This window comes from Janibacter limosus (assembly GCF_004295485.1).
Lineage (GTDB): Bacteria > Actinomycetota > Actinomycetes > Actinomycetales > Dermatophilaceae > Janibacter > Janibacter limosus_A.
The window spans coordinates 1,728,439-1,743,360 of record NZ_CP036164.1 but is presented as its reverse complement, the minus strand read 5'-3'; the positions used below and the strand labels follow the sequence as shown (position 1 = coordinate 1,743,360).

Here is a 14,922-nt window from a genome sequence, read left to right as displayed (position 1 = left end):
CCCTCATCTTAAGAGGGCCCACTGTCCGACATCACCGAAGCAGTCCATACTCAGCCCACGGGCGAGTCTTGTCAGTAGGAACACCATCGCTTCCGAGGTAGCAGCGCCGGACCCACTTGTCATGGAGCGGGAGTGACTTCGGGTGCTTGCGGTGGAGGATCTTGGACAGGACCGTGCCACTTTGCCCTCGTGCGCCGTGCTTGCTCCGGTCGTCATCGAGTACTTGGTACAACGAGTGGACCTTGGCGGTCAAAATTTCATCGTCGAGAGTGACCAGCGGCGCATCAATATAGGTGCTGAGCACCCCCTGCAATGAGTTCCTCATGGCCTGAAATCGGAGAAGGCACTTACCGACGGAGGGGCGTTGAGCAGGATGGGAGCGAGCAAATCACCATCGTTGAGCTCACTATTACCGCTCCCGGTGTCGAGCGTGTCGTATCCCGGGTAGGCGTATGGCTTCTTGCTCGCCAACTTCTCAGGGGCGGTGTAATCGTGAATCCATTGCTTCGCAACCTCGGTGGAAATGGTGATCTGGCCCACTGCGATGGCTTCCATGGCGTCACGCTAGCGGTTTCGGACTTGAATCAGTTCCCCGAGACGAACTCGATACCGGCCCGCTCGTATTTCTCGTGGCCCCACAGGCCGGACTTCTCCGCCGACATCAGACGGTAGTTCTCGGCGGCGGTCACGCACACAACTTCACGAAGCCTGTCCAGTTCGACGATCCACTGCTCTGGGCTCACGAACTGTTGCAAGGTCTCGGTGTTGATCTCGTGGCAGTGGTCCGCATGCAGGGCGTCAGGAGACCCGTTCTTGGGCGGGCTCTCACCTCGCGACGCATAGTCGTCGATGACTTGTTGGGCGGCCTTGGATCGTCGTTCGATGCGGAGCTTGCTGTTGGTGTTCCTGCGGCGCAACTCGTGGCGCAGCACTCGCAGGGCATCGGCGGCTGCGACGTCTCCGTCGCGGACGCCCTTCGCCAAGTGCGAGGCCAGAGCCGCAGCGCGACGATCACGGTCGGAAACGTCGGGAGTGTTCGACATGAATCCTCTTCTAAGTTGCGCTAGGACCTGTCTGGGGTGGCCGAGCGTTCATGACTCTGGCCCGGGACGGCCAGTTATGCCGACTCGCCTTCTTCGTCGGGTTCGTCAAACCACGACAGCGGTGGTTTGCCGAAGGCCTTGTTTGCTGCGGAGATTACGCCTTGAGACGTGGCTCCATTAGCGGCTGCACCGATGGCTGCGCCGATCCCAAAGGGTGCAACACGGCCGAGCACGATGATGCCCTGTCGTCTGCCATAGAGGGTGACAAAGTTTCGGCCGAGGACTTTGTTGATCTGCTGTAGTTGGCCGCGTGGGACCTGCTTGACGAGGTACTTGCCCCAGTGCTTTCCAGTTCTCTCTGCGACTCGGGGCAATCCGCGGGTCGCGGCGTCCCCGAGCATCACTGCCATCACGAGCGTCCGGCGTCGTTCGACGTCGGCGATGGGGAGTCCCTGCACGTGAGCTCGCGCAAGAACGTAGAGGGCGCTGGCCTGCATGAAGCTGATCGCTTCCAGGCCGGAGATACCGAGGGCAGCAGCGGTGCCGACTCCCGGAGCGGCAGCGGCCGCACCCACACCTGCGCCAGCAGAGACCGTGGCAGCTCGAAACTCTCCATTGAGCCTTTTCACGACGTGCGCGGGCGTTGCGTCGGGGCGGTTCTTGCGAATGCGCTCGATGTGTCGATCGACCAAGGGCGCGCTTGCTTCGAGTGCGCGGTCCAGCATTTTCAGGGGCACCGCGGGTTCAACGGCTGCATCGCTTTCGGCCATGTCTGGAGAATAGGACAGCGATGTGACATCGAGTCCGATTCTCGCGTCATGACTCACCGCTGCCCTCATGAACGGGGCAGACTGCCGCTCGTGGACACCTACAAGCGCACTCCTCTTGAGCTGCTCACCCTGCCGCAGCACTTCGTGATCCCGCTCTTCCAGCGGTCCTACGTCTGGAAGCAAGACGAGCAGTGGGAGCCCCTGTGGAAGGACATCCAGCGCGTCACTGAGCTGCGGATCGCCCAGCCACACCTCGCGCCTCAACACTTCCTCGGTGCAGTGGTTATGCAGGGCCAGCCTCCGCGAGGCAACCGCGTGACAACGTGGACCGTGGTGGACGGACAGCAGCGCCTGACCACGCTGCAGCTGCTCATGGATGCTACGCACTCGCTGATGGCCCAGGCGGGACTCACGCGGCTGGCCAACCAGCTCCAGTCGCTGACGCACAACTCGGCCGACTTCATGCCCGAGGGCTCGAGCCTGCTCAAGCTTCGTCACCTCAACGACGACTGCCCGGCCTTCGACGAAGTGATGACCGCTGAGGCACCCATTGACCACCCCTCGCTCGACCACGCAGAGAGCCGGGTCGCTCAAGCCCACCACTACTTCATCTCGGTGGTCGAGCAGTGGCTCGGCGATGTCGGCACCGAAGACTTCGAGCAGCGGGCCGAGGCCCTTACCCAGGTCCTCATGGATGGCCTGACCTTGGTGACGATCGAGCTGCTCGCGTCAGAGGACTCGCAGGAGATCTTCGAGACGCTCAACGCGCGCGGGACTCCGTTGACGGCCGCCGACCTGGTCCGCAACTTTGTCTTCCAGCGGGTCGAGGCCGAAGGGGGCGACGCCCAGCGGGTCTACAAGGAGGACTGGCCCTTCGAGAAGAAATTCTGGACCAAGGAGGTCAGCGTCGGGCGTTACCTCGTCAGTCGTAGCTCCCTCTTCCTCAACCAGTGGCTCACGGCGCAGGCCGGTGAGGAGATCAGTCCGCAGTCGACGTTCACGAGGTTCAAGTCCTTCGTGGAGCAGTCCTCGGATCAAAATATGGCCGATCTGTTGCCCCTCCTCAAGCAGCAGGCCGACCAATACCAGGCATGGACGGAGGCGGCGGCCAGGCCGAGCGGCTCCCTGAGCGTTGTTGAGTTGTCGATGTATCGCATGCAGGCTGGCGGCATCGAGCTGCTCAAACCGTTGTTGATCTGGTTGCACGCACCCGCGCGCAAGGTGCCTCAGGACGTCATCGACCAGGTGGTCTCGGCTGCGGAGAGCTGGATCGTGCGGCGCCAGTTCCTCCGTATGACGAGCTCCGATCTGGGCCGCATCATCGCGGACATCATCCAGGCCAACGACAGCGCGCCGTCCAATGAGTTGGCGACGCGGGTGATCTCGCACCTCGCCCGCCTCAACGTGTCGAGTACGTACTGGCCCGGAGACGATGAGATCCGACAGGCGCTGTCGACAGAGCCGGCCTACCGGCGTTTCCCGCGAGCACGCCTGCGCACCTTCCTCGAGGCCGTCGAGAACGAATACCGCGCCGAGACCGGGCAGCCGCAGGTCGAGCGAATCGCCTATCCGATCGAGCACGTTCTGCCCCAGAAGTGGCAGGACTCGTGGCCCGTTGGCAGCCCCGAGCAGGAGATGGAACGTCAGGAGCGTGTGCATCGTCTCGGCAACCTGACGCTGCTCACCACGGCATTGAACTCGAAGGTCTCCAATGGCCCATGGGGGAGTAAGCGGACGGCGCTGCTGAAGCACAACACGATGAAGATCACCGCCCGCCTCGTCGATCGTGCCGAGCACTCCGACTGGGACGAGTCGAGCATCGACGCGCGGACGGGTGAGCTGATCGACGTCCTGCTGAGGGTGTGGTCGGTACCCGATGGCCACGTCGGCAAGGTGGTGGATCCGCAAGTGAAGGCGGGCGACTGGGTCCAGCTCAAGCACCTGGTCGAAGGGGGCTTGCTCCACGTCGGCGATACGCTCACCGCGACTCATCGAGACTTCGTCGGCCGGGAAGCCACGTTGGGCGAGGACCGGCGGATCCACCTTGACGGCAAAACCTTCGACAGCCCCTCCGGGGCCGCCAAGCACCTGCGCGGACGAACAACGAACGGTTGGTACTTCTGGTCCATCGCTGACGGCCGCCGCCTACGGGACGTTCGTCAGGAGTTCTTGGGCGGCACGAAGCGCGGAGACAGCGATTCCAAGGCTGCGCTGTACCGCGGGTTCTGGGAGCTGGCCCTGGAGCGGATGCGCTCAGAGCATCCGACCTGGACCCGTGGCACCACGTCGAGCGGCGCGTGGATCGACACGTCGCTGGGTATCCCCGGTGTGGTCGTCTCCACGTGTTGGTACCGAGCGGGCCTAGCGGTCCAGCTGTATTTCAACTCTCCGGAGGCGTCCGAGAACACCGAGCGTTACGAGGCGTTGCTCGCCCGAAGAGAGACCGTCGAGACTGAATTGGACTCAGTGCCAGCGTGGGATCCGATGGACGGGCACAAGGCAGCGAGGGTCGTGTTGACATCGGACTTCGCTTCCGTCGATGACCGAAGCCGATGGGAGGAGGCGGTGGACTGGCTTGTCGCCGCGCAAGCCCAGCTTCGACAGGCATACGCGACGACGGTGGGCTCGGAGTAGGCACTGCGTGCTCGGGCGCTCGATTGGTGCAACGCGTCACGGGCTGGGTGGGCCTTTCGGTGCGGCCGGCCGACCCCCGGAAGCAGTGGACCTCATGACCTCGCGAGCCCGCATGACTGAGAGCTCTTGCTCGTATCGGTAGACCGACTGGCTGGAGAGCTATGCCTCGTCCTTGGGCCGCTCCCGCTGTTGAAGATCGCAGCGATGGCGTTGCGAGCGTCTCGGCATCTCGCTCGATGTCGGCTCGGACTGCCTCGCCCTTCTTGAGCCGGTTGGGATCGCTCTTGGACTTCGCGATCCAGTACTCGATGGCCAGACGGATCTCCTTCGTTGTGCAGCTGAGCGCGCAGATCGTCGCTGATCCTGACGGCCAGAGTCCTGAGGTGCTGGCCGCCGGTGGTGCCCGTGGCTGAGGGTGGCCAGTCATGGCCTACCTCCTCGGTGTGGTGCAGCCGGCCACCGGAATGGTGATCTGTGAGCCGCATGCCATCGACAAGGAGTGAATCCAACTGGGGAGTGAGGCATCAAGCTGTTGATTTCGCCCATCGTTGATGACGGTTGATGAGGAGACTCAACAGCAATCCTGATTTGAGGGGAACGAGCGAATTGAAAGGGCGCATGTAACCGAGGTGAGGTCAATCGATTTAGGATCGTGTGAAATTGACACGCGCACGCGTCGACCGCTGCGACCCATTGGTCGCCTGGCCACTGGACACAGGCGAGGGGCTGGGGCCAGTCCCACTGCCTGTCGGTGTCGACTGACAGGATGAGCCCAGCGCGTCCCGGTGGTTGCGTCGGAGTCAATCGACTGCCTGGTCGCGGACTTGATTTATCGTACACATGTTCGAGACTCTGTTAGAATGAGGGGCAGAATGACCTACAGCCACCACCGACCGATGCAGCGCGACGTTCTCACCGGAGGCTTGGCCTGATGGCGGACCGAGCCCAGGAGGCTCAGCGCGCTGAGCTTCACAAGACGATTTGGCGGATCGCCAATGATCTGCGGGGCAGCGTCGATGGTTGGGACTTCAAGTCTTACGTGCTCGGGATGCTGTTCTACCGCTTCATCTCCGAGAACCTAACTGTGTACCTCAACGGTCTCGAGCGAGCTGCGGGCGACGCTGACTTTGACTACGCCAGGCTGTCCGACTCCGACGCTGAGTTCGGCCGCAAGGACACCGTGGCGGAGAAGGGCTTCTTCATCCTGCCGTCCGAGTTGTTCGAGAACGTGCGCAACCGCGCTGCCAACGACCCCAACCTCAACGAGACTCTTGAGGGCATCTTCAAGGACATCGAGGGGTCGGCCGTTGGCTCCGACAGCGAGGACGACCTGAAGGGCCTCTTCGATGACCTCGATGTGAACAGTTCGAAGCTCGGCAACACCGTGGCCAAGCGCAACGTGAAGCTGGTCAAGCTGCTGGAAGCCATCGGCGACTTGCCGCTGGGCAATTTCGGGGATAGCTCGATCGACCTGTTCGGCGATGCCTACGAGTACCTCATGCAGATGTACGCGTCCCAGGCTGGCAAGTCTGGCGGCGAGTACTACACGCCGCAGGAAGTCTCCGAGCTGCTCGCCCGGATCACCTTGGTGGGCAAGACGCAGGTCAACAAGGTCTATGACCCGGCTGCCGGATCTGGGTCCCTGCTGTTGAAGTTCGCGAAGGTGCTCGGCAAGGAGAACGTCCGTCAGGGCTTCTTCGGTCAGGAGATCAACCTGACCACGTACAACCTCGCGCGGATCAACATGTTCCTGCACGACATCAACTACGAAAAGTTTGACCTCGCCCACGGGGACACGCTCACTGACCCGGCGCACTGGGACGACGAGCCGTTTGAAGCGATCGTCTCCAACCCCCCGTACTCGATCAAGTGGGACGGTGACGCCAACCCGCTACTGATCAACGACCCACGCTTCGCTCCGGCTGGAGTGCTGGCACCGAAGTCGAAGGCCGACCTGGCGTTCACGATGCACATGCTCCACTGGCTCGCGGTCGATGGCACCGCAGCGATCGTCGAGTTCCCTGGGGTGCTGTATCGCGGGGGAGCAGAGCAGAAGATCCGCAAGTACCTGATCGATAACAATTACGTCGACGCCGTCATCCAGCTCCCTCCGGATCTGTTTTTCGGTACCACCATTGGCACCTGCATAATTGTCTTGAAGAAATCCAAGAGTGATAACTCGGTGCTGTTCATCGACGCCTCGGCAAGGTTTAAGCGCGCCGGTAACAAGAATAAGATGCTGCCCGAACATCAAGACGCGATCCTCGACGCGTTCACCCTGCGCGAAGATACGGATCACGTCACCAGACTGGTACCGGCCGAGGATATCGCCAACAACGATTACAACATCGCCGTCTCGTCCTACGTCGAGCTTGAAGACACCCGTGAAGTTGTCGACATCACTGAACTCAACGCGGAGATCGCGAGAATCGTCGCGCAACAATCGGAGCTGCGGACGTCCATTGACTCAATTGTCGCCGATCTGGAGGCTTCGAAGTGAGCAAGTTGGAGGCGTTGCTCGCCAAACCGTCCCCAGGTCGAGTTCCGTTCAGAACCCTTGGCGAAGTTGGCGAGTTCATCCGGGGTAATGGTCTTCAGAAGAAGGACCTCGTAGGTGAGGGTGTCCCGGCTGTCCACTACGGTCAGATCCACACCCACTATGGTGTTTGGGCGACGGAGACGAAATCATTCACGTCTGAGAGCGTCGCAGCCAAGTTGAGATATGCAAAGCCCGGCGATCTTCTCATTGCTACGACGAGCGAAGATGACGAGGCAGTCGCTAAGGCGACCGCGTGGGTGGGTGAGTCGAGCGTCGTGCTGAGCGGTGATGCCTACATATATCGTCACACTTTCGAACCAAAGTATGTTGCGTACTTCTTCCAAAGCGAGCAGTTCCAAAGTCAGAAGCGTCGCTACGTGTCGGGAACCAAGGTTCGGCGCGTATCAGGTGCAAACCTTGCGAAGATCCAAATCCCCGTCCCGCCTCTCGAAGTGCAGCGAGAAATCGTGAGAGTTTTGGATCGGTTCACCCAGCTGGAGGCGGAGCTGGAGGCGGAGCTGGAGGCTCGTCGACGCCAGTACGAGCACTATCGGACCAAGATCCTCTCGGATGCGGCCAGTGGTGCCGCGCAGGTAACACTTGCTGACCTTGGTCGAATCGTGACCGGTAGGACTCCCAAGTCGTCTGACTCCTCTGCCTGGGGTACCGAGTTGGACTTCGTAACGCCTTCAGACATCAAGAATGGTATGAAGCACGTCTCTGGTACGGCGCGCCAGCTGTCGGCGGCGGGCTTCGCCGCAATGGCGAAGGCGCGCGTCCCAGCGGGTTCCTTGCTGGTGACTTGTATTGGCGCCGACATGGGAAAGACGGTGATCAATGCGAACGACTGCATCACGAACCAGCAGATCAACGCCATCATTCCCACCATCGACTTCCATGTCGGCTACATGTTCCATGTCCTGACGGAGATGCGTCAGGCGCTCAGGACGCAGGGGGAGCAAGGCGGCGGGACGATGCCGCTAATCAACAAGACGTCCTTTTCTAGGATCGAGGTGCCCCTTCCGAGTCTCGACCTTCAGCAAGAGGCTGCCGGGGTGCTCGACAACTTCGACATGCTGGTCAACGATCTCAGTGTCGGACTCCCGGCCGAACTGTCCGCTCGCCGTAGGCAGTACGAGCATTACCGTGACCGTCTCCTGACGTTCGAGGAGGCTAAATAGACAATGGAGCATCACGAGACAATCGACAGCCTGTGTGATTACCTGTCGACGGGCGCATCCGGTTCTCTTAGCACTCTAATCTATGCGCCAAACACGATTGGTAAGACGCGGTTGGCTCAACAGATGAAAGACCGTGATCCCGACGGGGTGGTCCTCTACAACTCGTATGTCGAGGATGTTTTCAGCTGGGACAACGAGCGAGTAGTGCTCAAGATGAATCTCGAAGCAGAACTACTGAAGACTATCGAGACCCAGGGTCTCGATGGGGCGATAATCCACAACTTCAAAGGTTTCACCGATGGCAAGATCGAGCCTCTGATCGACTTCGCTCGCGGCGAAGTTGTCTTTGGTGTTTATGCCGGGGATGACAGCACGACCGACGGCATCAAAATATCGCGGGCAGAGGAAAGCATATTTGTATGGTGTGTTTACTACTCCGTGCTGAGCGAGGCGATAGAAACCCTTGCTGATAACGAAGATCTGCGCTCAACGACGGATTACGATGGGCTAACACTCGCCGTGATTGATGATCCAGTGTCGTCCATGGATGACGTGCGTATCGTTTCTGTTGCGCTCGCCTTGGCTGGTCTTATCAAGCGTGCCGCAGATCTAGACCTGAGATTCCTGGTCACGACCCATCACGCACTCTTCTTCAACGTTCTGTTCAATTCCCTCCGTCGGAAAAATGACCACGCGTATGTTCTTGCGCGAGAACCAGTCGCCGGATGGACACTCCGTAAACAGTCGAAGGACACGCCTTTCAGTTATCACCTTGGGGTCATTAACGATATCCAGCAGGCGATTTTGGAGAACTCGGTTCAACGGGGGCACTTCAATCAGTTCCGAGCTCTTCTTGAGAAGACGGCCAACTTTCTCGGGCATACGGGAGGTTGGGGTGATCTGCTAACCGGTCCTGACGCGGCTCTGTTGACGAAGGTTCTCAACCTCTACAGCCATGATCGGTTCGCGGATCTGGATTCTTCCGAGGTGGCAGTGGAATACAAGGATGCTTTGAGGGGTGAGTTTCAGGAGTTCCTGAAGACGTTCAGATGGGCGGTCACGGCATGAGCGACGGCCCTCCAAGCAAGTACGATCCGATCGCCGTCTCGGCCGACAGCACCGTTGTAGCTGAGCACACGCCCGATCCGAATCAGTCGGCCTCGTACCAGTCGGAGGCCGACCTCGAGCGCGAGATGATTCGCCTCCTGGAGTCGCAGGCGTACGAGTACCTCCCGATCACCTCCGAAGGTCAGATCGCTGCCAACCTGCGCACCCAGTTGGAGGCGCTCAACGACATCACGTTCAGTGACGCCGAATGGAAGCAATTCTTCAATGAGAAAATCGCCGGCAAGAGCGACGGCATCGTCGAGAAGACCGTTCGCATCCAGGAAGACCACATCCAGTTGTTGACCCGCGACGACGGGTCGACCAAAAACGTCCGGCTGCTCGACAAGGTCAACATCCACAACAACCGGCTCCAGGTCATCAACCAATACGAGGTCGGTCAGGGCGAGGGTGGCGCGAACTACGCCAACCGCTACGACGTCACCGTGCTGGTCAACGGCCTCCCGATGGTGCACATCGAGCTCAAGCGTCGAGGTGTCGACCTGCGCGAGGCGTTCAACCAGATCAGCCGGTACCAGCGAGACAGCTTCTGGGCCGGCTCGGGCCTCTTCGAATACGTCCAGCTCTTCGTCATCAGCAACGGCACGCTAACCAAGTACTACTCCAACAGCACGCGGAGCGCCGTCGTCAAGGAGAGCAGCGTACGAGGAAGCAAGCGAGGCCGCCAGACCTCGAACAGCTTCGAGTTCACCTCGTGGTGGGCGGACGCGCAGAACAAGCCAATCACCGACCTGACAGCGTTCGTCAAGACCTTCTTCGCCAAGCACTCGTTCCTCAATGTCCTGACCAAGTACTGCGTGCTGACGGCTGACCGGCTACTGCTGGTGATGCGGCCGTACCAGATCGTCGCGACTGAGCGGATCCTGCAGAAGATCGACATCGCCACCAACTACAAGACCCTCGGCTCGGTGGAGGCTGGCGGCCACGTCTGGCACACCACGGGCTCGGGTAAGACACTGACCTCGTTCAAGACGGCCCAGCTGGCGTCGAAGTTGGCGTCGGTCGACAAGGTGCTCTTCGTGGTCGACCGCAAGGATCTGGACTACCAGACCATGCGCGAGTACGACCGCTTCGAGAAGGGGGCAGCCAACTCCAACGCCTCAACTTCGGTGCTCAAGCGCCAGCTCGAAGACCCGAATGCGCGGATCATCATCACCACGATCCAGAAACTCTCGACCTTCACCAAGGCCAACAAGGGCCACGAGGTCTTCTCCGGCCACGCCGTGATCATCTTCGACGAGTGCCACCGCTCGCAGTTCGGGGATATGCACACCGACATCACCCGGGCGTTCAAGCGCTACAACCTGTTCGGGTTCACCGGGACCCCGATCTTCTCGGCCAACGCCAGCAGCGGCGGCAACCCGAAGCTCAAGACCACTGAGCAAGCCTTCGGGGACAAGCTGCACACCTACACGATCGTCGACGCCATCACCGACAAGAACGTCCTACCGTTCCGGATCGACTACATCAACACCGTCAAGGTTGGCGCCCCGGACGACAAGCAGGTCTCGGCCATCGATTCCGAGAAGGCACTGCTTGACCAGCGGCGACTCGCAGAGATCGTCAAGTACATCCTGGAGCACTTCGACCAGAAGACCCGCCGATCATCGAGCTACTCCCACGCCGTGGTCACCAACGTCGGCGATGTCGTCAAGAGCCGACGCAAGGCCGAAGAGCTGAGAGAGCGGCGACGCGTACGCGGCTTCAACGCACTGTTCGCCACTGCCTCCATCGACGCCGCCCAGCGCTACTACCTGGAGTTCAAGAAGCAACAGACCGGACTACCTTCTGACCGCCGCCTCAAGATCGGCATCATCTTCTCCTACGGTGCCAACGAAGCCTCCGACGACGGCATCCTCGACGACGAAGCCTTCGACACCGAGGGCCTCGGAGGCGATGCTCGCTCGTTCCTCGAAGAGGCGATCAAGGACTACAACGGGTACTTCGGCACCAGCTACGACACCAGTGCCGACAAGTTCCAGAACTACTACAAGGACTTGTCCCAGCGGATGAAGAACCGCGAGATCGACATGGTGATCGTAGTCAACATGTTCCTGACCGGCTTCGACGCCACAACCATGAACACCCTGTTCGTGGACAAGAACCTTCGCGCCCACGGCCTGATCCAGGCCTACTCGCGTACGAACCGCATCCTGAACTCGGTCAAGACCTACGGCAACATCGTCTCCTTCCGTGACCTGGAGGAGGAGACCAACGACGCAATGGCGCTGTTCGGCAACAAGGACGCCAAGGGCGTTGTCATCCTCAAGCCATACGGTGACTACTACGCCGAGTACTCGGATCGTGCGAACGAGTTGCTCGTCAAGTTCCCGCTCGGCGAGCCGATCGTGGGGGAGGCCGCGCAGAAGGAGTTCATCGCTCTGTTCGGCGCGATCCTGCGATTACAGAACATCCTCGTCTCCTTCGACGAGTTCGCAGGCAACGAGATCCTCACCGAACGACAGAGTCAAGACTACCGGTCGGTCTACCTCAACCTCTTCGCCGAGTTCCGCAAGGACGACGCCGCCGAGAAGGAGTCGATCAACGATGACGTCGTCTTCGAGATCGAGCTGATCAAGCAGGTCGAGATCAACGTCGACTACATCCTGATGCTGGTCGAGAAGTGGCGAAAAGCCTGGGGCGACGGTTCGGACAAGGAGGTGGACGCTGTCCAAGAGATCCAACGGGCTGTCGACTCGAGCCCGTCACTGCGGAGCAAGAAGGACCTCATCATGGACTTCGTCGATCGGGTCACCTTGAACGGAGAAATCGACGACGAGTGGAGTGCCTACGTCGACGCCCAGCGGGAGGCTGAGCTTGAGGCGATCATCACCGACCAGAAACTCAAGCCCGAGCAGACCCGAGCCTTCATCGACGAGGCCTTCCGCGACGGCCAGCTGCGTACGGGCGGTACTGCGATCACCAAGATTCTGCCGCCGACATCACGGTTCTCAGCTGAAGGCGGGCATGGCGACAAGAAGCAGACGGTGGTTGAGGCGTTGACCACGTTTTTCGAGCGATTCTTCGGGCTGAGCGCCGGGAGCAAGTAATGACGCTGAACGACGACCTGGCGGCTTGGATCTCCGGTCGACCAGACTGGCAGAAGGACGCTGCCGCGAAATTCTGTCGGGGCGAATTGATGTCACCCGAGGAAATCTCGGCCATCGCGGACAAGCTGATTTCAGGTAGTTACCCGGCCACGGTCGACGTTGCTGCCGCCGACATCCCCGGCTCCACCGCGACAGGCGATCCCGTTCGGCTTTTCCAGGTATCCGAAGTCGCAGGCGTTAACGCGCTTCTCTCCGGCCAAACCCTCGGTTTCGACGGCGAAGGTCTCACGATCATCTTCGGCAACAACGCGAGCGGGAAGTCCGGGTACGCCCGGCTCATTCGCGAGGCCGTTACTGCTCGCGTCAAGTCAGACCGGCTTCTTGGAAACGTCTTCGCTGACGGCGACACGCCACAAGCAGCCAAGCTGGACTACGTGGTCGGAGCCACTGAGGTCACCTGGCGCCTCGGAGAGTATCAATGTCATGACTTGTCGCGGATCAGGTTCTACGACGAAGACTGTGGGGATGCCTACGTAACGACGGCGTCAGAGGTCAACTACCGACCCTCGGCGTTGACTATTCTCGACGAACTTTCTGATGCCTGCGAGGCGGTCTCTGCCGAGCTCACCCGCCGAATTGGGTCGAATCAGGCAGCGCGTCCACAACTGCCAGTCCTTCATCAGGGCACTGCCGCCGAGGTGTTTCTATCCGGCCTCTCGGTGACAACGACGCAGGCATCGATCGACGCAGCAACCGCGCTGACCAACGACCACGACGCGAAGTTGGCCGCTGAGCTTGCCGAGAAGAACCGACTCGAAGGCAGCGACCCGAACAGGGAGAAGGCGCGACTCTCTTCGCTCGCCCGCGACTGGAAAGTTGTCCAGCAGCATGCTTACGTGCTTGTCGCCGCACTTGGTGCTGAACCTCTCCAGAAGCTCAAGGAGCAGCGCCAGAAGGCTGCCGAACTGCGAGAGGCCGCCCGGATTGCATCGGCGACAACCTTCGATGCCGAACCGCTGACCAGCGTCGGATCTGAGACTTGGCGCGCGCTCTGGGAGGCCGCCTGCGAATACTCCGTAACCGAGGCGTTTCACGACCACAACTACCCGTACGTCGGCACCTCGGCCGTTTGCGTCCTCTGTCAGCAGCCGCTGGACGATAACGCAGTCGATCGCCTGACTAGGTTCCTGAGCTTCGTCACCGACACGACTTCGCGCGACGCAGATACAGCGGCTTCGCTCCTCGCGGGGAACCGAGACGAGCTCGCCAAGCTGCAGACTCTGCCGATTGCAGTCTCGGCCGCCGCCACCCGCCTGCAAGAGGGCGACGAGCAGGTGCACGCGACTGTCGAATGGCTGAACGCGGCCTCCCAGGCGGCCGCAGATGCCGTCGCTTGGCTCGACGGAGACAACGAGCAGGCGCCGGACATTGTCAAGGACGAAGCCAGCGAACCGGCTGCGAACCGAGTTCAAGCGCTGACAGATCAGGCCGCGACTATCGACGCGTCGACGTTTGCCGGAAAACTCGCTGGCGTCAGCAAGTTGGTTCTGGAACTCCAGGACGCAAAGGCGTTGTCCGAAGCTCGGTCAGCGATCGAAACGGAAGTCGCGCGTCTCGCACAACGCAGGCAGATCGAGGAAGTTCGACGGCTCACCGCCACCAACGCCGTAACGACAAAGAGAGGTGAGCTTACCGAGATGTACGTGACGCAGGAAGTGCGTGACCGTTTCACTCGCGAGACCGAGCGGCTTCAGCTGCGCGGTGTCACGCTCAACAGGACGGGTCGCGGGCGCGATTCGGCACTCGAGCACCAGCCTTCACTGCTAGGTACCCGTCGAGATGCAGACATCGACGAAGTATTGAGCGAGGGCGAGCAAACGGCCCTCGGCCTTGCGGGATTCCTGACTGAAGTTGAACTGGACGAATCGCTTTCAGGCGTGGTCTTCGACGACCCGGTGTCGTCCCTTGACGCCACACGCCGGTCGCATGTCGCGCAGCGGCTGGTCGAGCTGGCAGAGCAACGGCAAGTTGTCGTCTTCACGCACGAGATCACCTTCGTGCACGCCCTCAACAAGGAAGCGAAAAGGAAGTCGATCGGGGTGGCCACTAGGTCAATCCAGCGCATGGGAGGAACTCAGCCGGGCCTAGTGGCTGACGAACTTCCTTGGCAGGTGAAGGACATCCCGCAGCGGATCGCGGGGCTCGAACAGGACTTGGCCCGTATCAACAAGGAGCGCGCCGAACTCACCGATGACCAGTACGCCGAGCGGATTGGCGGCGTTGCCGGACGGCTCTCAGAGACCCTCGAGCGAGCCGTCAATCTTCATATCGTGAACGAGTTGGTCGATCGAGGCACCAACCAAGTGGCCCCGACGATGCTCAAGATCTTGCCGAAGTTTTCGCAGGCAGACCACGACGAGTACCAAGCGGCCTACGCCAAGACCTCAAGCTGGGCTGCTCGCCATGACAATGCCCCGGAGGAGAATTACGTTCCGCCGACAGTCGATGAGGTCCAGGCCGAAGTGACGTGGCTACGTGGATGGCACGATCGCATCAAGCGATATCGGAACTGAGCGAGGT

At 60.6% G+C, this 14,922-nt stretch carries 11 protein-coding genes; 7 read left to right on the top strand and 4 right to left on the bottom strand.

Annotation, left to right across the window (positions count from 1 at the left end):
- Window positions 1–31: 31 nt before the first annotated feature.
- From EXU32_RS17675 to EXU32_RS08355, 4 genes are all read right to left on the bottom strand, one after another.
- Window positions 32–325, bottom strand: a complete 294-nt coding sequence (locus tag EXU32_RS17675; protein WP_431603056.1) for a DUF6308 family protein — start codon at window positions 323–325, stop codon at window positions 32–34.
- Window positions 322–555, bottom strand: a complete 234-nt coding sequence (locus EXU32_RS08365; RefSeq protein ID WP_130629489.1) for a DUF6308 family protein — start codon at window positions 553–555, stop codon at window positions 322–324. Before EXU32_RS08365 ends, EXU32_RS17675 begins: the two co-directional genes overlap by 4 nt.
- A gap of 29 nt (window positions 556–584) precedes the next feature.
- Window positions 585–1,043, bottom strand: coding sequence for a hypothetical protein (locus tag EXU32_RS08360; protein ID WP_130629488.1), 459 nt, complete (start codon window positions 1,041–1,043; stop codon window positions 585–587).
- Between the two features lie 74 nt (window positions 1,044–1,117).
- Window positions 1,118–1,813, bottom strand: a complete 696-nt coding sequence (locus EXU32_RS08355; RefSeq protein WP_130629487.1) for a hypothetical protein — start codon at window positions 1,811–1,813, stop codon at window positions 1,118–1,120.
- A gap of 90 nt (window positions 1,814–1,903) precedes the next feature.
- Between EXU32_RS08355 and EXU32_RS08350 the strand changes: the two genes are divergently transcribed.
- The 7 genes from EXU32_RS08350 to EXU32_RS08325 all read left to right on the top strand — a co-directional run bounded on the left by EXU32_RS08350 (window position 1,904) and on the right by EXU32_RS08325 (window position 14,915).
- Window positions 1,904–4,447, top strand: a complete 2,544-nt coding sequence (locus tag EXU32_RS08350) for a DUF4268 domain-containing protein (RefSeq protein WP_207233892.1) — start codon at window positions 1,904–1,906, stop codon at window positions 4,445–4,447.
- A 284-nt stretch (window positions 4,448–4,731) separates the two neighbouring features.
- Window positions 4,732–4,860: a hypothetical protein gene (locus tag EXU32_RS17600; RefSeq protein ID WP_278044459.1), complete on the top strand. Its 129-nt coding sequence runs from the start codon at window positions 4,732–4,734 to the stop codon at window positions 4,858–4,860.
- Window positions 4,861–5,378: 518 nt separating this feature from the next.
- Window positions 5,379–6,947: a type I restriction-modification system subunit M gene (locus EXU32_RS08345; RefSeq protein WP_130629485.1), complete on the top strand. Its 1,569-nt coding sequence runs from the start codon at window positions 5,379–5,381 to the stop codon at window positions 6,945–6,947.
- Window positions 6,944–8,167 carry a restriction endonuclease subunit S gene (locus EXU32_RS08340; RefSeq protein WP_130629484.1) on the top strand — a complete coding sequence of 408 codons (1,224 nt, stop codon included), beginning with the start codon at window positions 6,944–6,946 and terminating at the stop codon, window positions 8,165–8,167. Before EXU32_RS08345 ends, EXU32_RS08340 begins: the two co-directional genes overlap by 4 nt.
- Before the next feature lie 3 nt (window positions 8,168–8,170).
- A complete protein-coding gene (locus EXU32_RS08335) occupies window positions 8,171–9,235 on the top strand; it encodes a hypothetical protein (RefSeq protein WP_130629483.1) in 1,065 nt (354 codons plus the stop codon).
- Window positions 9,232–12,342, top strand: a complete 3,111-nt coding sequence (locus EXU32_RS08330) for a type I restriction endonuclease subunit R (RefSeq protein ID WP_130629482.1) — start codon at window positions 9,232–9,234, stop codon at window positions 12,340–12,342. Before EXU32_RS08335 ends, EXU32_RS08330 begins: the two co-directional genes overlap by 4 nt.
- Entirely contained in the window at window positions 12,342–14,915 is a 2,574-nt protein-coding gene (locus EXU32_RS08325; protein ID WP_130629481.1) for an AAA family ATPase, read from the top strand. The genes EXU32_RS08330 and EXU32_RS08325 overlap by 1 nt, the downstream gene beginning before the upstream one ends.
- The last annotated feature ends 7 nt before the right edge of the window (window positions 14,916–14,922 follow it).